We start from the raw sequence: 25,098 nt of genomic DNA on the forward strand, positions 1-25,098 counted from the left end.
GGCCCTCGAGCCGCGTCAGACCAAGTGCGGGGAACGCAAGTCCGCTTGCCCGCACCGCAAGCGCAAGGGGTTCAGTCCATGTGCTTGAGGCCGACCCGCAGATAGTCCCAGCCCGTCACCACCGTCAGTGCGGCGGCCGCCCACAGCGTCGTCAGGCCCACGGTATGCGGCACGTTGATTACCAGCGCGCCGAGGTCGAGATTCCACCACGGCATCGCCACGCCAAGGATCAGCGCCCCCAGGCAGATCAGCTGGAACGTCGTCTTCCACTTCGCAAGGCGGCTGACTGGCACCGAAACCTGCAGCCCCCAAGAAACTCACGCAGGCCCGACACGGCGATCTCACGCACGAGGATGACGAGGCCCGCGATCACGTGCATGTCGCCCACGAAAGGCCCACGCAGGATGCCTTGCGCGGTCAGCACCAGAATCACCGTCGCCACCATGATCTTGTCGGCGATGGGGTCGAGGAATACGCCCAGCTTCGACACCGTCCCGCTCGAACGAGCGAGATAGCCGTCGAAATAGTCGGTGAGTCCCATCAGGCAGTAAAGCCCGAAAGCCAGTCCGTAGCCGAATTCCCATCTGGGCCACCAGAGCAGGAAGGCGAGCAACGGAAGGGCGACGATGCGTGAAAGCGTCAGGATGTTCGGCAGAGTCAGCATGATGGGAATGCCATAGCCCGCAATCGCTACGGGAATAAAGTGGTGAACAGGGCTTGTGCCCCCGCCCCATGCCATTAAGTGTCCCGACGACCAATGAGCAAGGCCGGCGGCATACTTAGATCATGACCACGACGACCCAACTCATCCGGGCGCGACGTTTTCTCCCCTTTTCGTCACCCAGCTTCTGGGTGCGTTCAACGACAACCTGTTCAAGAACGCGATGGTGCTCTTCGTCGTCTACGAGGTGTATCACTCGGAAGGCCAGGAGGCGCGGTTCAGCGCGATGGCCTCGGCGATCTTCATCATCCCCTTCTTCCTGCTCTCGGCGCTGGCTGGGCAGCTGGCCGACATGCGGGACAAGGCGAAGCTGATTCGCATCATCAAGGCCTGCGAGATCGGCATCATGCTGGTCGGCGGCGCGGGCCTTGCCCTTGCGTGGCAGGGGCAGGCGCTCGACGCCGTGGCGATCCCGCTGATGCTGCTGGCGCTGTTCGCGATGGGGGTGCACTCGACCTTCTTCGGACCGATCAAGTACGCGATCCTGCCGCAGCACCTGAAGGACGGTGAAGTCCTGTCCGGCACCGGGCTGGTCGAAGCGGGTACGTACATCGCCGTGCTCGCAGGCACGATCGTCGCGGGCTGGATCAGCGTCGATGCCGCCGCGATCGGGGTGATCGTCGTCGCCATAATCGGCTGGTTCGCCGGGCGACAGGTCCCCTCCGCCCCGCCGCTCGGCAAGATCGAGCCGCTCGACTACCACGTCATCCGCGCTTCCGTGCGCCTTGTGCGCACGACGATGCAGGACCGCCGCGTGTTCCTTGCCATCTGCGCGATCAGCTTCTTCTGGGCGATCGGCACCGTGTTGTTCGTGCAGTTCCCGCCGCTCGCCAAGAACATGCTGATGGCCAGCAAGGAAGTGGCCAGCCTGTTCCTGGTGATCTTCTCGGTCGGCGTCGCGATCGGGTCGATGGCGATCAATGCGCTGCTCAAGGGCACCGTTTCCGCGCGCTGGTCGCCGATCTCGGTGATCGGCATGGGCGTGTTCCTCGTCGCCTTCCAGCAGGTCTGCCGCATCTGGCCGCCGCATAGCGGGACGGGCACGCTGATGGACGTCGGCATCTTCGTGGTGCAGCCGCTGGCGATCCCGCTGATGCTGACCTTGCTGGGCATCGCCATCTGCGGCGGCATGTTCGTGGTGCCGCTCTACGCCTTCCTCACCACCTTCGTGCCCAAGTCGCAGACCGCGCGCACGATTGCCGCGAACAACATCGTCAACTCGGGCGCGATGGTCGTCGGCTCACTGGCGACCGGCGTAATGACGCTGATGGGCGTGGCGGTGGCGCAGCAGCTACTGGTCGTCTCGCTGTGCTGCGTAGCCTCGGCCTGGCTGGGCTATCTGCTGTTCCGCGCCGAGAAATGCCCCAAGGCGGGCTGAGCCTCTTATCTTCGTCATTGCGAGCGTAGCGAAGCAATCCAGGGCAGCTTAAACCGCCCTGGATTGCTTCGCTACGCTCGCAATGACGCTACAGGTAAATGGCGACGCCTCGCCGTATCAGGCGATGAACAGCGTGATCGCCACGAAGCTGGCGCAGTAGGCGGTCAGAAACCCCCGCCAGTCGCCGCCGCTGAGGCGCCATTTGCGCGCGGCCTCCACATCTTCGTCTTCCTCCTCAAGCGATTCGGTGAAGACGTGGGGCGGCAGTGAGCGGCGGAACCAGTGCCCGGCCGACTCCTGCGTGAGGACGAGTGCGCGACGTGTCATGCTTCGCATAAGTCACGCATTAACGATTTGTTTACCATTGCGCAAAGCGCTTGGCGAACCCTTCCCGAAACGGGACGATTCGTTCTTGCAAGCATCGGAAACCCAAAGAAAAAGGGCCGCCCTAAGGCAGCCCTCTCGCTGGTTTCCGTCAGGAAGAGGTCAGGTCAGACCCGGTCGCCGAGCGCGCCCTTGACCTTGCCGATGCCCTGCTGAAGCTCGCCCTTCTTTTCCTGGGCCTTGCCTTCTGCCTGCTGGGCCGGGTCGTTGCGCGCCTTGCCTGCGGCCTGCTTGACGTTACCGGCAATCTCGTTGCCCAGTCCCTTCACGGTGTCCTTGAGTTCACCCACGGCGGTATCTCCTTAGCTCGGCGGCGAAACATCTCGCTGCCGTCACGTGAAGAGAACACGCTGCTCCGTCGCTAAGTTTCGTACGCCTGCGCCGAGGCGTGCCTTAGCGGCGATATGTCGTCACTCCCCTGCCAGCCCCAGCACGTAGTCCCACTCCTGCGGCGTCACCACACCCACCGACAGGCGCGAGAACTTCACCAGTTCCATCTCCGCCAGCTTGGGATCGCCCTTCACTTGCGCGAGTGTCACCGGCCGCTTCAGCTTGCGCACCGGCTTCACCTTGACCGCCGCCCACTTGCCCTCGGGATCGCTGGGATCGGTGATCCCGGCCTTGCTCACCGTAGCGATGCCGACGATCTCCTTGCCGATGTTGGAATGGTAGAAGAACACCTCGTCGCCTACTTCCATGGCGCGCAGGTTGTTGGCGGCGCGGTGGTTGCGCACGCCGTCCCATGTGCCCTCGCCTTCCTTCACAAGATCGTTCCAGCCGTAAGCATCGGGTTCAGACTTCATCAGCCAGTATGCCATGCCCGCACCTTCCATCGTAAATTTCCGGCCCGAATTAGACTGTGACGGCCGGGGCGCCTAAAGGGGCGGCATACCGACTCGTTACGGATTGCACTACCATGGACCTCGCACAAATCCCCGTCCTCAGCCTCGTGGCCGACAGTGCCGACCTGCCCGCGCGCATCGGCGAGAGCTTCCGCACCTTCGGCTTCGCGATGATCCGCGACCACGGCATCGACCAGTCGCTGATCGACCAGGCCTGGGCCAGGACCGAGGAATTCTTCGCCCTCCCGGTCGAGACCAAGCAGAAATACTTCATCCCCGGCCAAGGCGGCGCGCGCGGCTATACGCCGTTCCGCACCGAAGTCGCCAAGGGCGCCAAGGAGAAGGACCTCAAGGAATTCTGGCACGTCGGCCGCGACGTTCCCGCCGATTCGCCGCTCGCCGCCTCGATGCCGCCGAACATCTGGCCGACCGAGGTTGAAGGCTTCGAAGAGACCTTCCGCGAACTCTACGCCCAGTTCGACGAGGCCGGCGCCAAGGTGCTCTCAGCGATCGCCGTCGACCTCGGCCTCGATGCGGGTTGGTTCGACGCAGGGATCGAGGACGGCAACTCGGTGATGCGCCTGCTGCACTACCCGCCGGTTTCCGCTGAATCCGGAGGCGCCATCCGTGCCGGCGCGCATGAGGACATCAACCTCATCACCCTGCTGCTCGGCGCACAGGAAGCGGGCCTCGAACTGCTGAGCAAGGACGGTCGCTGGCTCTCGGTCGCGCCGCCCGAGGGCGCGATCGTCGTCAACATCGGCGACATGCTGCAGCGCCTGACCAACCACGTGCTGCCCTCGACCACGCACCGCGTCCGCAACCCCGAGGGCGCGCGTGCCGGGCACAGCCGCTACTCGATGCCGTTCTTCCTCCACCTGCGCAGCGACTTCCGCTTCGTCACCCTGCCCGAGTGCGTGAGCGACGAGAACCCGGACCGCTACCCGGTCTCGATCACCGCCGACGACTACCTGCAGGAGCGCCTGCGCGAGATCGGTCTGAAGATGTGAACGGCGCCGATTAAAACTCTGTAATAGCCCAAGCCCCGGCCCGCTGATGCAGGCCGGGGCTTTTTCGTTAACTGATATTTCAGAGGAACTGCGTAGCTCCAACGGCTTACAAGCCACGCCCTTGGAGGGGCCATTTCGTGCACGCAGCAAGTATCCTTTCCTCCCGGCGTGACACGGAAGGCAGCGAGGTCGACATCGTCGCTTTCGGCATCGTTACCGCGGCGATCATTCTTTTCGTCGCCACCGGCAGCGAAATCGGCCCGGCGGTCGTCAACTCGCTTACCGGACAAGGGCCGGGGCCGGACCATTTCCTGCTCAACGCCTTCCTGCTCAACATCGCGATCATCATCTTCGGCTGGAGCCGCTACCGCGAATTGTGCGACGAGATCATGCTGCGCCGCGCCGCCGAGCGTGAAGCGCGGCGACTTGCCGAAACCGATTCGCTCACCGGCTTCCACAACCGCCGCAGCTTCAACCTGAGCGTCGACGCGCTGATCGATCGCAGCGCGACGGCCGGGCGGGCCGTGGCGGTGCTGATGATCGATCTCGACAACTTCAAACAGGTCAACGACTACAACGGCCACGCCACCGGCGACCGCCTGCTGGTGGAATGCGCCCGCCGCATCACCGCCGCGCTTCCAGAAGGCACCATCGTCGGCCGCATCGGCGGCGACGAATTCGCCGTAGCCGTTCCGTTCGAGCCCCGTCACAGCGAAACCGTCGACAGCATCGCCGCGGCCCTGGTGCAGGCCATCGCCGAGGGCTCGCGCATCAGCAACGCGACGATCGACGTCACCGCCTCGATCGGCCTCGCCCGCGCCGAATCGCGCACGACTTCCTCGCCCGCGCTGCTGGAGATGGCCGACGTCGCGATGTACCACGCCAAGCGACAGGGCCGGAACCAGTTCTCGTGGTTCGAGCCGCAGATGGCGCACGAGATGCGTTTCCGCGCCGACCTTGAGGCAGGCATCCGCCAGGGCATTCCGCGCGGCGAATTCGTGCCGTTCTACGAACAGCAGGTCGATCTGGAAACGGGCGAACTGACCGGCTTCGAGATGCTGGCGCGCTGGGATTCGCCGCAATTCGGCATCGTTGCACCTGACATCTTCATCCCCGTCGCCGAGGAGATCGGCGCGATCACCGAACTCTCGCGCAGCGTGATCGCACAGGCGCTGGAAGACGCGAAGCTGTGGGACCCGAAACTGACGCTGGCGGTCAACATCTCGCCCATCCAGCTGCGCGACCCGTGGTTCGCCCAGAAACTCCTGCGCATGCTGGTGGAGGCCAACTTCCCGCCGCAGCGGCTGGAGATCGAGATCACCGAAAGCTGCCTCCACCAGAACCTGGGCCAGGTACGCACGCTGGTGACCAGCCTCAAGAACCAGGGCATCCGCATCAGCCTCGACGATTTCGGCACCGGCTACAGCTCGATCGGGCAGCTCAAGCAGCTGCCGTTCGACCGCATCAAGATCGACCGCAGCTTCGTCTCCAGCATGCTCGACGACGAGGACAGCGCCGCCATCGTCCGCGCCGTGGCGACGCTGGGCGAAGGGCTGCACATGCCGGTAACGGCCGAGGGGATCGAGACGCAGGCCGTGCTCGACCACTTGCGCCAGTACGGCGGGATCACCGGCCAGGGCTATCTGTACGGCCGCCCCCGCCCCGCGGCCGAACTCGGCGAATGGCTGGGTGAGGAACCCAAGACCGAAGTCGCCCCGGATGATACACCGGAAGTGAAGCGCGCCTGACGTCGTCCCGGACCTGATCCGGGACCGCTTGCCTTGAGCGACCTTGCTCTCGGCAAGGCGTCTCGCCGACCGCATCCGCCTAAAGACAGCCACCGGTCCCCGATCAAGTCCGGGACGACGAAAACGGCAGGGAAATTGACCTTCCCCCCGCACCACCTAAATCGCGCGCATGCGGATCGACTTCACCAAGATGCACGGCCTGGGCAATGACTTCATCGTGCTCGACGGCCGCGTGCACGCGCTGCCCCCGGTGGACGCCGCCTTCGCCTCGGCGCTGGCGGACCGCCACACCGGGATCGGCTGCGACCAGCTCATCGTCCTCGAACCCTCGATGGACGCCGATTTCCGCATGCGCATCTTCAACGCCGACGGCAGCGAGGTCGAGGCTTGCGGCAACGCCACGCGCGCGGTCGGCCTGCTGCACGGTGAACCCGCCCGGATCGAGACGCTCGGCGGGCTCGTCATCTCCACGCCCACCGATGGCGGCATCAGCGTCCAGATGGGCAAGCCGCGCTTCGACTGGAACGCGATCCCCCTCGCCTACGCCATGGACACCCACGCCATGCCCGTCGCGTGGGAGGAACTGGTGAACCCGATCGCGGTCAACGTCGGCAACCCGCACGTCATCTTTTTCGTCGCCGATCCCTACGCGATCGACATGGCCCGCATCGGCCCGATGATCGAGACCGACCCGCTGTTCCCCGAGCGCATCAACGTCAACGTAGCTGGCATCACCGCGCGAGACGCGATCACCCTGCGCGTGTGGGAGCGCGGCGCGGGCCTCACGCGCGCCTGCGGCACCGGCGCCTGCGCCACCGCGATCGGCGCGATGAAGCGCGGCCTCGTCGACCGCCGCGTCACCGTGACGCTGCCCGGCGGCCCGCTGGTGATCGAGTGGCGCGAGGACAACGAGATCGTCATGACCGGCCCCGCGACCGAAGCCTTCCGCGGCTCCTTCGACGCCGCCGATTTCGGAGCGCACATCAGGATCGCCATTTGACCGTCGAGGTCCATTCGCTCGGCTGCCGCCTGAACCTCGCCGAAAGCGAGTCCCTGCGCGGGATGCTGGGTGAGGCGGACGACCTCGTCGTCATCAACTCCTGCGCGGTCACGGCGGAAGCCGTGCGCCAGACCCGCCAGGCCATCCGTCGCGCCCGCAAGGCCCGTCCCGACGCGCGCCTCCTCGTCACCGGCTGCGCGGCCGAAGTCGAGCGCGAGGCGCTAGCGGCGATGCCCGAGGTGGACGGCCTCATCGCCAACACCGCCAAGCTCGACCCGCGCGCCTGGAACGTGCCGCTGGCCACCCGCGCGCCAGACACCCGCGCCCACACCCGCGCCTTCGTGCAGGTCCAGAACGGCTGCGACCACGCCTGTACCTTCTGCATCATCCCGCAAGGCCGAGGCCCGAGCCGCTCGCGCACCGTGGCGCAAGTGCTGGACGACGTGGTCCGCCACCTCGACGCAGGCGTGCAGGAAGTGATCCTCACCGGCGTCGATCTCACCTCATGGGGCGGCGACCTTCCCGGAGAACCCCGCCTCGGCGCGCTCGCCGAAGCGATCCTCGCCCGGTTCCCCGACCTGCCGCGCCTGCGCCTCTCCTCGATCGACGGCGCCGAAGTGGACGACCTGCTGTTCGACCTCCTCGCCTCGGAGGCCCGGGTCATGCCCCATGTGCACCTCTCGCTGCAGCACGGCCACGACCTGATCCTCAAGCGCATGAAGCGCCGCCATTCGCGCGCCGATGCGGTGGACGTCGTCGCAGCCCTGCGCGCCCGCCGCCCCGAGATCGCCATCGGTGCCGACCTCATCGCCGGTTTCCCCACCGAGGACGACGAGGCGCACGCCGCCAACCTGTCGATCATCGAGGCGCTGGGCGTCGTCCACGGCCACGTCTTCCCCTACTCGCAGCGCCCCGGCACTCCCGCCGCGCGCATGCCGCAGGTGGAGCACGCGACGATCCGCGCCCGCGCCGCGCAGTTGCGCGCAAAGGTAGCCGAAACCCGCGCATCCTGGCTTGCCGCGCATCTGGGCTTGCCGCTATGGGTGCTCGCCGAAAAGGGCGGGAGCGGCCACGCGGCCGACTTCGCGCCCGTCCGGGTTCCCCCGGCACGCCGCCCGGCGCGCTGGTGGAAGTGACCCCGACCCGAATTGTCGAAGGAATGCTGGAAGCATGAGTACCCCTGACCCCCAGCAGAACGAGGGGGCATCAAGCGACTGGTCCGACCGTCTCTTCGGAGGCTTTCGCCAGACCTCGCAGCGCCTCGCGGGCAATCTTGCCGGCCTTGGAGGCGGCACCCGCCTGACCCCGGCGCAGCTCGACGCGCTGGAAGATGCGCTCATCATGTCCGACCTAGGCCCCCGCGCCGCCGCCCGCATCCGCGACCGGCTGGCCGAGGAACGCTTCGAGCGGGACGCCGACGAACGCGCCATCATGGAAGTCGTCGCGCGCGAGATCGCCGAGATCCTGCGCCCGGTCGCCAAGCCGCTCGACATCGTGGCCTTCCCGCGCCCGCAGGTGATCCTCGTCATCGGCGTCAACGGCTCGGGCAAGACCACCACGATCGCCAAGCTGGCGCACTTGTTCCAGGAGCAGGACTATTCGGTCATGCTGGCGGCGGGCGACACCTTCCGCGCCGCCGCGATCGGCCAGCTCAAGGTCTGGGCGGATCGCCTGTCGATCCCCATCGTCACCGGCCCCGAAGGCGGCGACCCCGCCTCGATCGTGTTCGACGGCCTCAAGGCCGCGACCGAGCAGGGCATCGACGCGCTGATCGTCGATACCGCCGGGCGCCTCCAGAACAAGCGCGAACTGATGGACGAACTGGCCAAGATCCGCCGCGTCCTCGGCCGCCTGAACCCCGCCGCGCCGCATGACGTGGTGCTGGTGCTGGACGCCACCAACGGCCAGAACGCGCTCTCGCAGATCGAGATATTCAAGGAAGTGGCTGGCGTTTCCGGGCTCATCATGACCAAGCTCGACGGCACCGCGCGCGGCGGCGTCCTCGTCGCGGCGGCGGAGCAGTACGGCCTGCCGATCCATGCCATCGGCGTCGGCGAGAAGATCGACGACTTGCGCCCCTTCAACCCCGACCTGCTCGCGCGGGTCATCGCGGGGATCGCGTGATGAGCGCCGATGCTGCCAAGAAGCCCAAATCCAGCTGGCTGAACCTCGTCGTCGATTTCGGGCCGCTGCTGGTGTTCTTCCTCGCCTACCGGCACTTCTCGCCCGAGGGTGACGGCAATTCGATCGCCACCGTCACCGCCGTCATCAAGGGCACGATCGCCTTCATGGTAGCGACCGTGGCGGCGCTGATCGTGTCGAAGTGGCGGCTCGGCCATGTCTCGCCGATGCTGTGGCTGACGACGGTGCTGATCCTCGGCTTCGGCGCGCTGACGGTGGTGTTCCGCAATGCGATCTTCATCCAGCTCAAGCCCACCGCCGTCTACCTGATGTTCTCGGCCGTGCTGTTCTTCGGGCTGTGGCGCGGCAAGGCGATGCTCAAGTACCTGCTGCAGGCCGCCTTCGAGGGGCTGGACGACGCCGGCTGGATGATCCTGTCGCGCAACTGGGCGTGGTTCTTCCTGGTGCTGGCGGTGCTGAACACGGTGCTGGTCTATACCGTCAGCTTCGACACGTGGCTGCAGGCCAAGCTCTGGGGCTTCACGGTGCTTTCGTTCCTGTTCACGTTCTCGCAGCTGCCGATGGTACTGAAGCACGGCATGGGCGAGAGCGCGAAGGAAGAACTGGTCGAGAACCCGCCGCACGATTGAGCGGCTGCGTCATCCCTGCAAAGACTGGGAATGTGGCGCGCGCCACCCGAACCCTGTCAGGAGGTGGGTTCCCGCCTTCGCGCGAATGACGGAAAGAGTTGCACAACGGACATTGGATTAGCGCGCTAAGCTCCCAACCTCTCGTCCTTGCAGTCTGACTGAGTAGGCATTTCACCTCTTGCTTGCCGGAAGGACAGCTAGCTTGCTTAGCCCTAAGTTAGTCGCAGGGGCTGGGCAAAACGCCAGGTCGTTCAAGGAAGCGTAAGCGACGAATCGGCTGACCCTTGCCCCCGCCGCCGCGCGGGCTAACACCGGCAGCATGACTCAGCGCATCCCCACGCCCGAAGGCATCGCCCTCGCCGCCCGCAAGGTGGCCGAAATCCTGCCCCGCACGCCGCTGCTCCCGCTCGAGGTCGATGGCCGAACGATCTGGTGCAAGGCCGAGAGCCTGCAGCCGGTCGGAGCCTTCAAGATCCGCGGCGCCTGGCACCGCCTGTCCGCGCTGAACGACGAGGAACGCGCATGCGGCGTCGTCGGCGTCTCCAGCGGCAATCACGCGCAGGGCGTCGCCTGGGCCGCGCGGCGCCTCGGCATCAGGGCGGCGATCGTAATGCCGGTGGACGCGCCCGAGGTGAAACTGTCCAACACGCGCGCGCTCGGCGCCGAAGTCGTGCTCTACGACCGCCCCGGCGGGGAGGACCGCGACGAAGTCTCGCAAGCCCTCTGCGCCGAGCGCGGCGCCACGCTGGTCCACGCCTATGCCGACCCGTGGGTGATCGAGGGACAGGGCAGCACGGGCCTCGAGATCGCGGCGCAACTGGCCGAGCAGGGCCTTGCCGGGCCGGACCTGATCGTCGCGCCTTGCGGCGGCGGCGGGCTGACGGCGGGGCTCGCCCTCGCCTGCCCCGATGCCCGGATCGTGCCGGTGGAGCCCGAAGGCTGGGACGACGTGTGCCGCAGCCTCGCCGCCGGAACTATCGTGCCGGTCGGCCCCGATGCGCCGCCCACCGCTTGCGACGCGCTGCAGACGCCCGCCACATGGCCGATCAACTTCGCGATCCTCAAGGACCGTTGCCCGTTCGGCCTGGTCGCGACGCCTGCCGAAGTCCGCACGGCCCAGCGCCTCGCCTTCGCGAAGCTGCGCCTCGTCCTCGAACCGGGCGGCGCGGCGGCGCTGGCGGCGGTGCTGGCGGGCAAGGTGGAGTTGGGGAGCGTAGCGCCGTCATCCTCTCGGGCGGAAATACCGATGCGGCGGCCTTCGCCAAAGTCCTTTCGTCCCGGGATTGAACGCCCGGTGCTGCAAACTCCCGATGGAACCGGCAACGGTTGCGCGATATATTCCCGATACAAGGATAAGAAACTTCGGGAGTATAGCCATGGAAAAGGGACTGCCCGTCCCTGCCTTGAAGCCGTTCAAGATCGTCTTCATCGGCGTGGAACTGTTCTTCATCGGCATCACGCTGGCAGCGCTGGCGGACGTCGTTCTCGGCGAAAACTGGGGACTGGGCTGGAGCGTGTTCTTCATAGGCTTCATCGCCAGTGCCTGGGGCGCGGTCGCCTATCCGGTGTTCTGCGGGTGCTGCGGCTGGAACCGCAGCTGAACCCCTGCTAGTACGGCACCATGGATTTCGACGACCAGCTGCGCCGCTACTTCGCCACCGAAGACCTTTCCACCGTCACCCCCGCCGCAATCGAGGCCGGGGTGGAGCGGATGAAGGTCGATTTCGGCATGGAGCAGGACAAGGGCCGCCGCTTCGCGCTCTGGACCTTCATGTACATCCTCGGCTCCGCGCCCGACCTCGACGTCGCGTTCGAGACCGAGGACGAACGCAACGCCGCGCGCGATTTCATGGACATGATGGCGCAAATGGGCGCGGATTAACCGCGCTCGAAATAGCTCGCCAGTTCTACATGAGTGGACCAGCGGAACTGGCCGACCGGACGCAGTTCCACCAGCCGGAAGCCCGCCTCGACCAGCCGCGCGGCATCGCGTGACCAGCTCGACGGATTGCAGCTCACGTAGACCACGCGATTGACGGTGGAATCGGCGATGCAGTCCACCTGCTCGCGCGCGCCGGCCCGCGGCGGGTCGAGCACGACGGCGGCGAAACGGCTCAGTTCGTCGGGCTGCAGCGGGTTGCGGAACAAGTCGCGGTGGACGCTGAACACCGGCAGCTGCGCGCGGTCGGCGCCCGCCTTGCAGGCATAGTGCACGTCGCGCGCGGCTTCGGCGGCCAGCACCTTGGTCTCCGGCCCGGCCAGCGCGAAGGCGAACGTGCCCAGCCCCGAGAACAGGTCCGCCACCGTCGGCGCGCCCGCCAGCCACTCGCGCGCGGCGCCCACCAGCGCCTCCTCGCCATCCAGCGTCGCCTGCAGGAAGGTGCCGGGGGAAACGGCACTTTGACGCCGCCGAGCGTCACCGTGACGGGCACCGGCTCCCACACCGTCTCGAAGCCGTAGCCGCCGTCCATCGTCAGGCGCGCCAGCTTGTGTTCGCGCGCGAAGTCCAGCATCGCCTCGGTGGCCGCAAGGCCCTCGGCGGTGAGGCCCTTGACGCCGAGGTCGATGCCCTGGTCCACCAGCGTCATCTCGATGTCGGCGGCCATGCGCGCCTGCACCTTGCCAGGCGCGGGCCTGCCATGGCGCCCCTTCTTGACGGGCGCGGCCTTGCCCATGGTGATGAGCAGCTTGCGCAGCGGCCCCAGCAACGCGACGATCTCGGGCACGAGGACGTGGCATTCCTGCACTTCGACCAGCCGGTGCGACTTCGCCTCGCGGAAGCCGATCACCACGCGCCCGCCCGAGCTTTCCGCGCGCAGCGAGGCCCGGCGGCGCGACGACGGCGGCGAGAGATGCGGCGCGGCGAGCGCCTGCGTCCCCAATTCCTGCGAGGCGGCGGCATTGGCCACCCGCGCCTCGACGAAGGCCGTCAGGCTTTCTTCGTCGAGCTGCTGCAGCTGGCACCCCCGCACTGGCCGAAGTGGCGACAAGGCGGCTCGACATGATGCGGCCCCCATTCGAGCGTGTCGTCGATGCGCAGCTTGTCGCCGGGCGCGGCGCCCCAGGCGAAACGGCCGGACGCGGTGACGCCGTCGCCCTTGGAGGCGATGCGCAGGATCTCTTCGGATCTCGGTCATGGTTCCCGCGCGTATGCCCACCCCAGCCCCTCCCGCAAGCGGGAGGGAGAATATGGGGCAGCCCCTCCCGCAAGCAGGAGGAGAGAAAGAGCGCGCTACCTGCTCCCCTCCCGCTTGCAGGAGGGGCCGGGGTGGGCTTGTCCTACAGGCACGCAGCAAGCGCCAGCGGCACCGCCTCGGCCAGTTGCCCCGCCGTGAACGCAGGCGGGCAGAGCCGCGCCGCCTCACCGTGCAGCCAGACGCCCTCGCAGGCAGCGTCGAACGCCTCCCGTCCCGTGGCGAGACGGCTGGCAATCACCCCCGCCAGCACATCTCCGGTGCCCGCAGTTGAGAGCCACGAGCTTGCCCGCATCGCACAAGCGAGCCTGCCGTCGGGCGCGGCGATCACCGTATCCGGCCCCTTGGCCACGACCACCATCCCGCTCGCCTCCGCCAGCGCGAGAGCACGCTCGGGCCGCGTCCCCGCACCGTCGAGATCGAAAGCCCGCTCCAGCGCGACGAGTTCGCCTTCGTGCGGCGTGGCGATGACGGAGGCCTCGCGCCCTGCGAGGTGACGCGGCGCCAGCAGAACCAGCGCATCGGCATCGACCACCACCGGCACCCCATCCGCCAGAGCCACCGCCAGCCGTTCGCGCGCGGTCGCATCGCGCCCCAGGCCCGGCCCGACCAGCACCGCCGTGTGGCGATCGTCGGCCAACACCTCGCTCAGCGCACCCTGATCGACGACGAGGTCGGCGGGCACATTGCGCTTGCTCTCGGCGAAGAGCTTCACGTAGCCCGCCCCTGCCCGCTGCGCCGCGATTCCTGCGAGCACCGCCGCGCCGGGCATCGCCCCGCCGACGACCGCCAGCAGCCCGCGCCGGTACTTGTGCGCATCCGGCGCCGGAGCGCGCAACTGCGGTCGCGCGACTGCGAGGGCAGCCCCCGCACCGCGTCGACGCCGATCGGCACGCGCTGGAGCCGCCCCATCCGGGCGCTAGAAGGCATCAGGAAATGCGCGAATTTCCATGCGCCGAGCGCGATGGTCAGGTCGTAGGCGGGCAAACCCTCACCCAGCAGCATGCCCGAATCGGACTGTACCCCACTCGGCATGTCCACCGCCACGCGGCGCGGATGCGTTTCGGCCAGCCGCGTGAGCAAGGCGAGGTGCTCCTGAGACAACGGCCGCGTCAGTCCGGTGCCGAAAAGACAATCGACCAGCACTTCGCCCTTCGCCTCGGAATCGGTCTCGACCACGTCTCCGCCGAACAGCGCGCGCGCCTTGCGGCAGGCGTCGGTGGCAGGCTCGGCCGCCGCGACGACGACGGCATGGCCGCCCCGCTCGCGAATGGCCTCGGCAATGACGTAGCCGTCGCCGCCGTTGTTGCCCGGGCCGCAGAGCACCGTCACCTTGTGCCGCCCCGCCATGCGCCAGATCCATTCGGCGGCGCCACGCCCCGCCACCTGCATCAGCGCATCGACGCTGGTGCCGGCGTCGATCAACGCCTGCTCCGCCGCACGCATCTGCCCGGCTTTGAGGATCTGTCTATCGCGGGACATCGTGCTTCACCGTCGCGGGAAAGAGGTAGCGATCGGTGCCCACGGTAACGTCGAGCCGGTCGCCGGCAAGGCGCACCTTCGGCGGCGTGGCGCTGTCCTTGGTGGTCACTCCCACACCGCCCTTCGCGACCGCGAACCGGCGATAACCGCCATCGGGGTGGTGCACGACAAGCGTGAGCGCACCGTCCTTCTCGACCCGCTCCACCGAGCAGGCGGGCTTGAGTTCGGGCTCTCCTCCCACGGCGCAGTCGATGTGCTCGAGCGCTACGGCAACGGGAGCGGGCTCGTCACTGCGCGAGCAGGCGGCGAGAAGGAGGACGGCACAGGCCAGCGGCGGGAGCTTGGCGGTCATGGCATAAATCATAACGCCCGAAACGCGCGGGGCAATGTCAGGCTGCGAGATCACCACATCGTCATTGCACAGCCGGCTCAGGCATCCCGAACAAGCTCCCTCGCAGGCCCTTTCGTCCGCCATCCTCAATGCTGAGCCGAAACCGGCCTTTCCGGATGCGCCCCGTTGCGGGCCTTGTTGCATCCTCCCTGTTGCGAAGCAATGGGGAGGGGGACCGCTCGCGCAGCGAGTGGTGGAGGGGGAAACCCCTCCGTCAGCCCTGCGGGTTGCCACCTCCCCATCGCTGCGCGACAGGGAGGATATATGGCAACTTTCTACCCATTCCTGCCATTGGGGTCATCGTTCGCACGCCCCGATAACCACAAACGGTCCAACCCCAAAATGTCCCCGCGCACCAAACACGGGCGCAGCGACCTCAACCCCGCTTGAGCTGCGTCACGTCGCGCACCGCGCCCTTCGAGGCGCTGGTGGTCATCGCCGCGTAAGCCTGTAGCGCCGCCGAAACCTTGCGCGGGCGCAGGTGCACCGGCGACCATGCATCGGCGCCGCGCGCCTCCTGCTGCGAACGGCGGTGCGCCATGACCTCGTCCGAGATCATCAGGTTGATGGTACGGCCGGGGATGTCGATCTCGATCGTGTCGCCGTTCTCGACCAGCCCAATCTCGCCGCCTTCCGCCGCTTCGGGCGAGGCGTGGCCGATCGAGAGGCCCGAAGTGCCGCCCGAGAAGCGCCCGTCCGTCAGCAGCGCACACGCCTTCCCAAGTCCCTTCGACTTGAGGTAGCTGGTGGGGTAGAGCATTTCCTGCATGCCCGGCCCGCCGCGCGGTCCCTCGTAGCGGATCACCACGACGGTTTCCGCCACGACTTCGCCGCCGAGGATGCCCGCCACCGCCGCGTCCTGCGATTCTGTAGACCCGCGCAGTGCCGGTGAACTTCAGGATCGAGTCATCCACGCCCGCCGTCTTCACGATGCAGCCGTCGCGCGCGATGTTGCCATAGAGCACCGCGATGCCGCCGTCCTGGCTGAAGGCGTGTTCCTTGGAGCGGATCACGCCGTTCTCACGGTCGAGGTCGAGTTCCTTCCAGCGCGCCGACTGGCTAAACGCGGTCTGCGTCGGCACGCCGCCGGGCGCGGCCTTGTAGAATTCCTGGACCGAAGCCTCGGTGGTACGGCTGGTGTCCCAGCGCTCGATCGCCTCGCCCAGCGTGCGGGTGTGGACGGTCGGCAGGTCGGTGTGCAGCAGGCCCGCCCGCTCCAGCTGGCCGAGGATCGCGTAGATGCCGCCGGCGCGGTGGACGTCCTCCATATGGACGTCGGCCTTGGCCGGAGCGACCTTCGACAGGCACGGCACCTGACGGCTCAGGCGGTCGATGTCGGCCATCGTGAAGTCCACGCCCGCCTCGTGCGCGGCAGCCAGCAGGTGCAGCACGGTGTTGGTCGAGCCGCCCATCGCGATGTCGAGGCTCATGGCGTTCTCGAACGCCTCGAAGCTGGCGATGTTGCGCGGCAGCACGGAGGCATCGTCCTGCTCATAATAGCGCTGGCACATGTCCACCGCGACGCGGCCCGCCTCCAGGAACAGGCGCTCGCGGTCCGAGTGAGTCGCCAGCGTCGAGCCGTTGCCCGGCAGCGAGAGGCCCAGCGCTTCGGTGAGGCAGTTCATCGAGTTCGCGGTGAACATGCCCGAGCACGACCCGCAGGTCGGGCAGGCCGAGCGCTCGATCGTCTTCACTTCCTCGTCGGTATAGCTTTCGTCGGCGGCGGCGACCATCGCATCGACCAGATCGAGCGCGTGCTCCTTGCCGCGCAGCACCACCTTGCCTGCCTCCATCGGCCCGCCTGAGACGAACACGGCGGGGATGTTCAGGCGCATCGCGGCCATCAGCATGCCGGGGGTGATCTTGTCGCAGTTGGAGATGCAGACCATCGCGTCGGCGCAGTGGGCGTTGACCATGTACTCGACGCTGTCGGCGATGAGGTCGCGGCTGGGCAGCGAATAGAGCATGCCGTCATGGCCCATGGCGATGCCGTCATCGACCGCGATGGTGTTGAATTCCTTGGCGACGCCGCCCGCCGCCTCGATCTCGCGCGCGACCAACTGGCCCAAATCCTTGAGGTGGACGTGGCCGGGCACGAACTGCGTGAACGAATTCACCACCGCGACGATCGGCTTGCCGAAATCGCCGTCCTTCATGCCCGTCGCGCGCCAGAGCCCGCGCGCACCCGCCATGTTGCGGCCGTGAGTCGAGGTGCGTGAACGAAGGGCGGGCATTGTCGGAACTCCAGCAGTCATGGGCGCGGGTTTTCGCGCAAGTTTTCACACTATGTTGGAGCCGCCCCTACACGGTGATTGATTTCAATTCAACGTGAGTTTTTGCAATTATATTTCATGCGAGTTTCTCGACCACTGCCGCGCAGAGCCGCGTCATCACGTCGGCCCACTCCGCCTGCCCCTCTTCCTCGGCGATCAAGTCCTGGCGGATCTCGATGCTGAGATAAGGCAATCCGTTCGGTTCGGCATGGCGGTTCATCGAGGCGTTGAGCAGCTTGCCCGAGTACGGCTCCTGATCGCCGGTAACGAAGCCCTGCCCCTCCAGCCAGGGAATGGCGATGCGCGCGGCGCGCTCATCCTGGTTGTAGAGGACGCCGACCTGCCATGGGCGCGGCTTGGTGCAGGTGGCAAGGCCCGGCGTGAAGCTGTGCAGCGAGAGGATCAGCGCCGGGGGCGTCTCCCGCAGCTGCGCGGCAAGGGCCTGGTGGTAGGGATCGAACAGCCGGTCCACCCGCGCCTGCCGCTCCTCTTTGGTGAGGACATTGCCGGGGATGACGTAACCGTCGCTGATCTCAGGCATCATGCCGGGAACGTCGTGCGTACGGTTGAAGTCGCAGACGAGGCGGCTGACGTTGCCCAGCCACGCGGCGGTTCCGGCCTGCACCATGCGTTCGGCGATGGCGGCGACGCCGATGTCGATGGCGATGTGCTCGTCGAGCAGCGCGTCCTCTATGCCGAGGTCGATGTCGTCCGGCACGCGGTTGGAGGCATGGTCCGATACGACCAGAACGCCGCCGGTAACGGGCGTGCCGAGCAGGCGGTGGTATTCGGTTTCCAAGTCTGCCTCCGAAGGTTGCGCGCCGCGACCTTACCGCAACTTGCCCGCCATTTTCCACCAGTGGGGTTGAGTTTCGGCCAGCTTATCCCACGCCGCCTGCAATTGCGCCTCGCTGTCGTAAAGCGCAAAGCACGTCGCGCCCGAGCCCGACATGCGGGCGAGGAACGGCTCGGTCGCCCGCAAAGCTGCCAGCACATCGGCGACCGGAGGGCATATCGCGATGGCCGGAGCCTCCAGGTCGTTGCGGCCTTCCAGCGCGATCTTGCGGACGGACCCTGTCGGCATTTCGCCGCGGTCGACGCCGTCCCAGGCCTTGAAGACCGGGCCGGTCGGCACGCCCACGCGCGGGTTGATCAGCAAGACCGGTGTGCCGGTCAGGTCGCTCTCGATAGCCTGGAGGTCGGTGCCGGTGCCGGTGCCGATGCAGGTGGTGGACAGGACGCAGGCGGGCACGTCGGCACCCAGGTTCGCGGCGCGGGCCTGCCAGTCGTCGGGGAGGCCGTGGCTGCGCTCCACCATGCGGAACACCGCGCCCGCGTCAGCGGAACCACCGCCGAGGCCAGCCGCGACGGGGAGGCGCTTTTCGAGGTCGACGGCCCAGCCTTTTCCGTGCGGCAATGCAGACAAAGCCTTGGCGACGATGTTGCCGAAAGGATCGTCGATCTTGGCTGCGAACTCGCCATGGGTGGAGAGGCGGTCAGCCTCAACCGGGGAGGCGCTCAGACGGTCGCCGTCATCGACGAAGGCGAACAGCGTTTCGAGTTCGTGATACCCGTCCTCACGCCGACGACGGACATGCAGCGCGAGGTTGATCTTGGCATAGGCGGTTTCGTTCACGCGCCATCCTCCCCTGCGGGGAGGGGGACCATCCGCAGGATGGTGGAGGAGCACAGGCCGCACCTCGCGCCCTCGCCGCAAGCGCTCCCGGCAGACCTCGACAATGCGTATAATCGCCACGTTCACGTCCTCCAGCACGACCTTCGCGGGAACCCGCAATGTCGCCACGCCCTGCGAGCGCAGGAAGTGCGAGCGGGCCGCGTCCCGGTCTGCTGCGCGCATAGAGTCGTGCGCGAAACCGTCAACCTCGATGGCAAGCGAAGCGGCGGCGCAGTAGAAATCGAGGATGAAGTTTCCCGCCGGATGCTGGCGGCGGAACTTGAAGCCTGCCGGGCGCTTGCGCAGTTCATGCCAGAGCAGGACTTCGGGCAGCGTCATCTCGCCGCGCAGCTTGCGGGCGAGCCTTACGCTGCGGCGCGGGCCGGTAATCATAGGCCGAGGCTATCGGGGTGGCGGCTGCGTGGCGCGTTAAATTCGCGTCACGTAAGCCGCCTGTGCCCCTCCACCATGCTTCGCATGGTCCCCTCCCCGTTTCGGGGAGGATTTACATGTTCGGGTAGTTCGGGCCGCCGCCGCCTTCGGGGGTGACCCATTCGATATTCTGCGTGGGGTCCTTGATGTCGCAGGTCTTGCAGTGGACGCAGTTCTGCGCGTTGATCTGCAGCTTCGGCCCATCGCCCGCGTCGAGGAACTCGTAGACCCCCGCCGGGCAATACCGCGCCTCAGGCCCCGCATAGACCGGCAGGTTCACCGCAGTCGGGATGCTCGGGTCCTTCAGCTTGAGGTGGACCGGCTGGTCCTCCTCATGGTTGGTGAACGAATACGACACGCTGGTCAGGCGATCGAAGCTGATGACGCCGTCGGGCTTGGGATAGGCGATCGGCTTGTACAAGTCGGCGCGCTGCGTCTCGCTCGCGTCGGTGTGATGCTTCATCGGCTTGGCGAGGCCGAAGCCGAACAGCGTGCGCAGCCACATGTCAGCGCCCGCGAGAATCGTGCCCAGTTCGCCGCCCCACTTCGCCACCATCGGCTCGGCGTTCTGGACGAGCTTGAGTTCCTTGGCGATCCAGCTGGAGCGCACCGCGTCGTCGTAGTCTTGCAGGGTGTCCTGCTCACGGCCCGCCTTGATGGCGGCGGCGATGGATCTCGGCCGCCAGCATGCCGCTCTTCATCGCGGTGTGCGTGCCCTTGATGCGCGGCACGTTGACGAAGCCCGCCGAGCAGCCCGCCAGCACACCGCCGGGGAACGCCAGTTGCGGCACCGACTGCCAGCCGCCCTCGTTGATCGCGCGCGCGCCGTAGGCGACGCGCTTGCCACCTTCGAGGATCGCGCGGATTTCCGGGTGCTGCTTCCAGCGCTGGAATTCCTCGAACGGGTATATGTACGGGTTCTTGTAATCGAGCGCGGTCACGAAGCCGAGCGCCACCTGGTTGTTGGCCTGGTGGTAGAGGAAACCGCCGCCCCAGGCGTCGTTCTCGCTCATCGGCCAGCCCTGGGTGTGGATCACGCGGCCGGGGACGTGCTTGTCCGCCGGGATGTCCCACAGTTCCTTGATGCCGATGCCGTAGATCTGCGGCTCGCTGTTGGCTTCGAGGTTGTACTTTGCCTTCAGGCGCTTGGTCAGGTGGCCGCGCGCGCCTTCGCAGAACACGGTGTACTTGCCCAGCAGGTTCATGCCCGGCTGGTAGTCCCCCTTGGGATTACCCTCGCGGTCGACGCCCATGTCGCCAGTCTGCACGCCGATCACGGCGCCGGCATCGTCATAGAGTATCTCGGCGGCGGGGAAGCCCGGGAAGATCTCGATCTCCAGCGCCTCGGCCTGCTCGGCCAGCCAGCGGCACAAGTTGCCCAGCGAGCCGGTGTAGTTGCCTTTGTTCGACATGAAGGGCGGCTGGATGATGTGCGGAAGGGAGAACTTGCCCTTCTTCGTCAGGTGCCAGTGCCAGTTGTCCGTCACGGGGGTTTCCGCCAGCGGGCAGCCGTCCTCGCGCCAGGTCGGCAGCAGTTCGTCGAGCGCCCTGGGGTCGATCGTGGCACCCGAAAGGATGTGCGCGCCGATCTCCGAGCCCTTCTCCAGCACGCAGACCTGCAGTTCCGGGTCCACCTGCTTGAGGCGGATCGCGGTCGCCAGACCGGCAGGTCCACCGCCGACGACGACAACGTCGTAAGGCATCTCTTCGCGTTCGATCATGGTAGCCCCGTGCATTCTTTTCGTGTTTAGTCGAGCGATTAAATTCACGAATGCCTTGATTGCTCCCGCGCATAAGGTCAAGACCCGCGCGATGGATCAACCGCCAAATCCGCAATTTCTGGACGATATCACAGGTGCGCTCGACTGGTGGCGGGACGCCGGGGTGGACTGCGACTTTCTCGACGAGCCGGTCGAATGGCTCGCCCCGCCCGAACTGGAAGGCGCCTCGCCGCCGCGCCGCCGCCCGGATCCGAAGCCCGATCCGGATGCCCCGCCGCCGCCCGCCAAGCTCGATCCCGCCAGCCTGCCCGCCGACCTCGCGGCTTTCGCACCGTGGTGGCTGTGCGAACCGCTGCTGTGCGAAGGCGGCCCCGCCGCACGCGTGGCGCCGCAGGGCAAGGCCGGTGCCGAACTGATGATCGTCGTCGAGGAACCCGAGGCCGAGGACAGCGAAACACTGCTCTCCGGCCAGCAAGGCAAGCTGCTGGACGCCATCCTTACCGCGTTCGGCACCGGGCGCGAGGACGTTTACCTTGCCAGCGCCCTGCCCCGCCATACGCCGGGCGCAGACTGGGCGGCAATGAGCGAGCGCGGAATCGGGCAGGTTCTGCGGCATCACGTGAGTTTGGTGGCTCCGAAGAGGCTGTTTGTCCTTGGTGGAAACGTCCTGCCGCTAATCGGCCACGAATCGCCGCATCGTCCTGCCATGTTAAGGACTTTCGATCATGAAGGGGATCGATACCCCTGCTCGCCTCCTGGGCGCTGCCTGCCTTGCTCGCGCAGCCGCGTGCAAAGCCGGTGCTCTGGAGGGCCTGGCTGGATTGGACCGCGTCCTGAGAGATGCGGCCATCGGTCAGCCGGAGCAGGCGAGATCGCACAGGATCGCGGGGAATACCTTTGAAACGATTTATCAGGGCCGGACTGTTTGCGGGCGCGTGTATCGCCGCCTGCGCATCGGCAGCACCGGCCTTCGCCAACAGCGCTGCTGTGGACTACTTCCGCACCCGCGCCGACCGTACCGCCGTCCCTTCGCTGCTCAGCCAGGACGATCGAACCTATTACAAGTCGATGTTCGACGCGATCGACGCGAAGGACTGGGCCACCGTCCAGAAGATGCTGGCCGACCGCCCCGATGGCCCGCTACACCAGCAGGCCCGCGCAGAATACTACCTCGCGTCCGGATCGCCCAAGATCCAGCTGAACGACCTGCAGACATGGCTTTCGCAGGGCACCGAACTGCCCGGCGCCGACCAGATCAGCCGCCTCGCGCTCAAGCGCGGCGCTGTCGGCCTCCCTCGCTCCCAGCCGAACAGAGCTTCGCGCGCCTGCCGACCATCGCCAAGCGGGTTCGCCCCTCCTCGATCGACGACGGCACGATGCCCGCCGGGATCGCGAACGGCATCAACGACCGCATCAAGAACGACGATCCGATGGGCGCGCGCCTGCTGCTCGACGGGATCGACGCCAACCTCTCGCCCTCCTCGCAGGCCGAGTGGCGCCAGAAGGTGGCGTGGAGCTTCTACATCGAGAACCAGGATGCCAATGCATACCAGATGGCGCAGATCGCCGCGCTGGGGCAAGGCCCGTGGGTGGGCGAGGCATGGTGGACTGCCGGGCTCGCCGCATGGCGTCTGGGCGACTGCGACGGTGCTGCCGATGCTTTCGCCAAGGCCGCACGCTCGTCCGACAATGCCGAACTGACCGCCGCCTCGCATTACTGGAACAGCCGATCGCTGGTGCGCTGCCGCAAGCCCGAGCAGGCGAGCGCCGCGCTGCGCCTTGCCGCCGCGCGCGACGAGACGCTATACGGGATGCTGGCCGCCGAGCAGCTCGGCCTCAAGCTGCCCGAGCAGCACGCCGCCGCTGACTTTACGCAGGCCGACTGGCAGGCCCTGCGCGCCAGCCCCAATGTCCGCACCGCCGTCGAACTGGCGGAGATCGGCAAGGACGGCCTTGCCGACGAAGTGCTGCGCCATCAGGCCCGCATCGGCGATGCCTCGCAATATGCCCCGCTGACCCGCCTCGCGCGCGATCTCGGCCTGCCCGGCACCCAGCTGTGGATGGCCTACAACGCGCCGTACGGCGGCAAGCCCGAACCCGCGACGCGCTTCCCCACGCCCAAGTGGACCCCAGTGGGCGGCTGGAAGGTCGATCCCGCGCTGGTCTACGCGCATACGCTGCAGGAATCGGTGTTCCGCGCCGGAGCCGTCAGCCCCGCTGGCGCGCGCGGCCTGATGCAGATCATGCCCGCCGCCGCGCAGGACCATGCCGGATCGCTGGGCTACAACGGCAATGCCTCCGACCTCAACAAGCCAGAAGTCAACCTCGCCTTCGGCCAGCGCCACCTTGAAACGCTGAAGAACGATCCGGGCACGCAGGGCCTGCTGCCCAAGGTCATGGCCGCCTACAACGCCGGGCCGGTGCCGGTGCGCCGCTGGGCCACGGAAGTGAACTGCCAGGGCGACCCGCTGCTGTGGATCGAATCGCTCCCCTACTGGGAGACGCGCGGCTACGTGAACATTGTGATGCGCAACTACTGGATGTACGAACGCCAGGCGGGCGGCGCTTCGGAGAGCCGCATGGAACTGGTGCAGGGCATGTGGCCGACCTTTCCCGGCCTCGCCGGATCGGAAGGCGTTCGCATGGCCGCGAACGGAGCGATATTGCGTGGCCATCGACCCTGAGCGTACTTTCAAGCCCATCAACATAGCCCTGCTGACCGTCTCCGACACCCGCACCGCCGAGAACGACACTTCAGGCGATATCCTCGCCCAGCGTATCGTCGATGCCGGGCATAAGCTCACGCGTCGTACGATCGAACGGGACGATGCGAACCGGATCGCCGAACTGTTTAACGAATGGATCGACGACGCCGAAGTCGATGCGATCGTCTCCACTGGCGGCACGGGCCTGACCGGGCGCGATGTTACCCCCGAAGCGCTCGGTAAGCTGGGCGGGCGCGAAATTCCCGGCTTCGGCGAACTGTTCCGCTGGCTGAGCTACAAGACGATCGGCACCTCCACGGTGCAGAGCCGTGCCATGGCCATCGTCGCGCGCGGCACTTATCTGTTCGCGCTGCCTGGCTCCAACGGAGCGGTAAAGGACGGCTGGGACGGCATCCTCGCCGAACAGCTCGACAGCCGCAACCGCCCCTGCAACTTCGTGGAACTGATGCCGCGCCTGCTGGAAAGCTAAGCGAACAGCGGCAGCCTTGCGACCTCCGCCTCGCTCAGGGCGATGCCGAACAAATCGCGCAATGTCGTCGCATAGTCAGCCGCATCTGCGATTTCGCGCGTTTCGGTAATACCACCGCGATGGATGCGCAACGCTCGTTCGCTCAGCGCCGCGAAGCCCTCGGGCAGCACCACACTGGCCACATGCAGCATGGTGAAGCGCGTGTCGGGTCGGGTCGAAGTCCAGTGGTTGACCATTTCCAGATCGCCAGGCACCACTTTGGCAAGGTCGAACGTGTACTGCGCCTGCCATTCGCCATGCGGCGCAGCGCGACCGTCGGTCGCCTCCACCGGCCCGGCGCGTTCGAGCAGCCATTCGCCGTGCTGTCCGCCCATTTCGCCGATCCGCCGCAGGCGGTGCGCCGCGCCATCTCGCGTCCGCGCCTCTGCGCCGTCTTCAAGCGGCAGCGGCGGCACGTAGCTCCCGCCGAAACCGGCATCGGCAATCCATGCCCGCCCCGGCTCCGCGCGCACCAAAAGCAGCACATGCGTACGCGGCGGTGGCGGCGCATCCTCGGCCAGCCCCATCCGCACACGCGCCAGAAGCGGGCGGTTGGCCATGCCCAACGCTGCCAGCACATCGCCGTAGAGCCGGTTCTGCTCGAAACAGTATCCGCCGCGCCTCCGCACCACGAGCTTGTCGAACACGCTCGCGGAGTCGATGCGGATGCCGCGCCCAAGCGAAATGTCCAGGTTCTGGAACCCGATCGCCTGTCGATGCGCCTGCTGCAGGGCGGCAAGCCCGTCCGGATCCGCCAACGGTGTGTGCGAAAGGCCGATGCGGGCGAGGTAGCGATCGATGTCCATCATTGCGCCCTACCCGCTCCCGGCAGATGCGAGCAA

16 protein-coding genes and 10 pseudogenes are annotated in these 25,098 nt (G+C 67.0%); 13 read left to right on the forward strand and 13 right to left on the reverse strand.

What is annotated here, in order from left to right; all coding sequences use genetic code 11:
• Nucleotides 1–71 precede the first annotated feature (71 nt).
• Nucleotides 72–664, reverse strand: a pseudogene (gene pgsA / locus KZO24_RS08670) (CDP-diacylglycerol--glycerol-3-phosphate 3-phosphatidyltransferase).
• A gap of 122 nt (nucleotides 665–786) precedes the next feature.
• On the opposite strand from pgsA, the pseudogene KZO24_RS08675 reads away from it, so the two are divergent.
• Nucleotides 787–2,099, forward strand: a pseudogene (locus tag KZO24_RS08675) (MFS transporter).
• A gap of 117 nt (nucleotides 2,100–2,216) precedes the next feature.
• Here the strand turns inward: KZO24_RS08675 and KZO24_RS08680 are convergent.
• The 3 genes from KZO24_RS08680 to KZO24_RS08690 form a co-directional block, all read right to left on the reverse strand.
• Complete coding sequence (locus tag KZO24_RS08680) at nucleotides 2,217–2,426, reverse strand: hypothetical protein (RefSeq protein WP_231958197.1); 210 nt, start codon at nucleotides 2,424–2,426, stop codon at nucleotides 2,217–2,219.
• A gap of 164 nt (nucleotides 2,427–2,590) precedes the next feature.
• Nucleotides 2,591–2,773, reverse strand: a complete 183-nt coding sequence (locus tag KZO24_RS08685) for a CsbD family protein (protein ID WP_008833272.1) — start codon at nucleotides 2,771–2,773, stop codon at nucleotides 2,591–2,593.
• A gap of 120 nt (nucleotides 2,774–2,893) precedes the next feature.
• The gene (locus KZO24_RS08690; RefSeq protein ID WP_271181592.1) at nucleotides 2,894–3,301 is read right to left on the reverse strand and encodes an EVE domain-containing protein; all 408 of its coding nucleotides are present in this window, start codon (nucleotides 3,299–3,301) and stop codon (nucleotides 2,894–2,896) included.
• A 98-nt stretch (nucleotides 3,302–3,399) separates the two neighbouring features.
• Between KZO24_RS08690 and KZO24_RS08695 the strand changes: the two genes are divergently transcribed.
• From KZO24_RS08695 to KZO24_RS08735, 9 genes and pseudogenes are all read left to right on the forward strand, one after another.
• Nucleotides 3,400–4,335: an isopenicillin N synthase family dioxygenase gene (locus KZO24_RS08695; protein ID WP_008833274.1), complete on the forward strand. Its 936-nt coding sequence runs from the start codon at nucleotides 3,400–3,402 to the stop codon at nucleotides 4,333–4,335.
• Between the two features lie 137 nt (nucleotides 4,336–4,472).
• The gene (locus tag KZO24_RS08700) at nucleotides 4,473–6,083 is read left to right on the forward strand and encodes a putative bifunctional diguanylate cyclase/phosphodiesterase (protein WP_211150228.1); all 1,611 of its coding nucleotides are present in this window, start codon (nucleotides 4,473–4,475) and stop codon (nucleotides 6,081–6,083) included.
• A gap of 169 nt (nucleotides 6,084–6,252) precedes the next feature.
• Nucleotides 6,253–7,083, forward strand: coding sequence for a diaminopimelate epimerase (gene dapF / locus KZO24_RS08705; protein WP_008833276.1), 831 nt, complete (start codon nucleotides 6,253–6,255; stop codon nucleotides 7,081–7,083).
• Nucleotides 7,080–8,257: pseudogene (locus KZO24_RS08710) on the forward strand (MiaB/RimO family radical SAM methylthiotransferase). The gene dapF and the pseudogene KZO24_RS08710 overlap by 4 nt, the downstream one beginning before the upstream one ends.
• Nucleotides 8,254–9,207: a signal recognition particle-docking protein FtsY gene (gene ftsY, locus KZO24_RS08715; RefSeq protein ID WP_271181594.1), complete on the forward strand. Its 954-nt coding sequence runs from the start codon at nucleotides 8,254–8,256 to the stop codon at nucleotides 9,205–9,207. Before KZO24_RS08710 ends, ftsY begins: the two are co-directional and overlap by 4 nt.
• Nucleotides 9,207–9,854: an inner membrane-spanning protein YciB gene (locus KZO24_RS08720; protein ID WP_271181595.1), complete on the forward strand. Its 648-nt coding sequence runs from the start codon at nucleotides 9,207–9,209 to the stop codon at nucleotides 9,852–9,854. The genes ftsY and KZO24_RS08720 overlap by 1 nt, the downstream gene beginning before the upstream one ends.
• Before the next feature lie 319 nt (nucleotides 9,855–10,173).
• Nucleotides 10,174–11,141, forward strand: a pseudogene (locus tag KZO24_RS08725) (threonine ammonia-lyase).
• A gap of 89 nt (nucleotides 11,142–11,230) precedes the next feature.
• Nucleotides 11,231–11,455, forward strand: coding sequence for a hypothetical protein (locus KZO24_RS08730; RefSeq protein ID WP_271181597.1), 225 nt, complete (start codon nucleotides 11,231–11,233; stop codon nucleotides 11,453–11,455).
• A 20-nt stretch (nucleotides 11,456–11,475) separates the two neighbouring features.
• A complete protein-coding gene (locus KZO24_RS08735; RefSeq protein WP_008828846.1) occupies nucleotides 11,476–11,736 on the forward strand; it encodes a hypothetical protein in 261 nt (86 codons plus the stop codon).
• On the opposite strand, the pseudogene KZO24_RS08740 reads toward KZO24_RS08735, so the two are convergent.
• The 8 genes and pseudogenes from KZO24_RS08740 to KZO24_RS08775 all read right to left on the reverse strand — a co-directional run bounded on the left by KZO24_RS08740 (nucleotide 11,733) and on the right by KZO24_RS08775 (nucleotide 21,022).
• Nucleotides 11,733–12,972, reverse strand: a pseudogene (locus KZO24_RS08740) (class I SAM-dependent RNA methyltransferase). The gene KZO24_RS08735 and the pseudogene KZO24_RS08740 overlap by 4 nt on opposite strands.
• A gap of 161 nt (nucleotides 12,973–13,133) precedes the next feature.
• Nucleotides 13,134–14,530 (reverse strand): annotated as a pseudogene (locus KZO24_RS08745) (NAD(P)H-hydrate dehydratase).
• Complete coding sequence (locus KZO24_RS08750) at nucleotides 14,517–14,882, reverse strand: hypothetical protein (protein ID WP_271181600.1); 366 nt, start codon at nucleotides 14,880–14,882, stop codon at nucleotides 14,517–14,519. Before KZO24_RS08750 ends, KZO24_RS08745 begins: the two are co-directional and overlap by 14 nt.
• A gap of 415 nt (nucleotides 14,883–15,297) precedes the next feature.
• A pseudogene (ilvD, locus tag KZO24_RS08755) lies at nucleotides 15,298–17,155 on the reverse strand (dihydroxy-acid dehydratase).
• Between the two features lie 115 nt (nucleotides 17,156–17,270).
• Nucleotides 17,271–17,993 (reverse strand): N-formylglutamate amidohydrolase, encoded by a 723-nt coding sequence (locus KZO24_RS08760; protein WP_271181602.1) that lies wholly within the window; start codon nucleotides 17,991–17,993, stop codon nucleotides 17,271–17,273.
• Between the two features lie 30 nt (nucleotides 17,994–18,023).
• Complete coding sequence (locus tag KZO24_RS08765) at nucleotides 18,024–18,830, reverse strand: 4-(cytidine 5'-diphospho)-2-C-methyl-D-erythritol kinase (protein WP_271181603.1); 807 nt, start codon at nucleotides 18,828–18,830, stop codon at nucleotides 18,024–18,026.
• Nucleotides 18,831–18,980: 150 nt separating this feature from the next.
• A pseudogene (locus KZO24_RS08770) lies at nucleotides 18,981–19,262 on the reverse strand (endonuclease domain-containing protein); the annotation flags it as partial.
• A 112-nt stretch (nucleotides 19,263–19,374) separates the two neighbouring features.
• A pseudogene (locus KZO24_RS08775) lies at nucleotides 19,375–21,022 on the reverse strand (electron transfer flavoprotein-ubiquinone oxidoreductase).
• 91 nt (nucleotides 21,023–21,113) lie between these two features.
• Between KZO24_RS08775 and KZO24_RS08780 the strand changes: the two are divergent.
• The 3 genes and pseudogenes from KZO24_RS08780 to moaB all read left to right on the forward strand — a co-directional run bounded on the left by KZO24_RS08780 (nucleotide 21,114) and on the right by moaB (nucleotide 24,217).
• Nucleotides 21,114–21,923, forward strand: a complete 810-nt coding sequence (locus KZO24_RS08780) for a uracil-DNA glycosylase family protein (protein WP_486487130.1) — start codon at nucleotides 21,114–21,116, stop codon at nucleotides 21,921–21,923.
• Nucleotides 21,924–22,009: 86 nt separating this feature from the next.
• Nucleotides 22,010–23,706, forward strand: a pseudogene (locus tag KZO24_RS08785) (lytic transglycosylase domain-containing protein).
• Nucleotides 23,690–24,217 (forward strand): molybdenum cofactor biosynthesis protein B, encoded by a 528-nt coding sequence (moaB, locus tag KZO24_RS08790; RefSeq protein WP_271181608.1) that lies wholly within the window; start codon nucleotides 23,690–23,692, stop codon nucleotides 24,215–24,217. The pseudogene KZO24_RS08785 and the gene moaB overlap by 17 nt, the downstream one beginning before the upstream one ends.
• Here moaB and KZO24_RS08795 read toward each other — a convergent pair.
• Nucleotides 24,214–25,062, reverse strand: a complete 849-nt coding sequence (locus KZO24_RS08795) for an arylamine N-acetyltransferase family protein (protein WP_271181609.1) — start codon at nucleotides 25,060–25,062, stop codon at nucleotides 24,214–24,216. The two genes, moaB and KZO24_RS08795, sit on opposite strands and share 4 nt — an antisense overlap.
• Nucleotides 25,063–25,098: the final 36 nt, after the last annotated feature.

This window comes from Novosphingobium sp. NFX11, assembly GCF_057376415.1.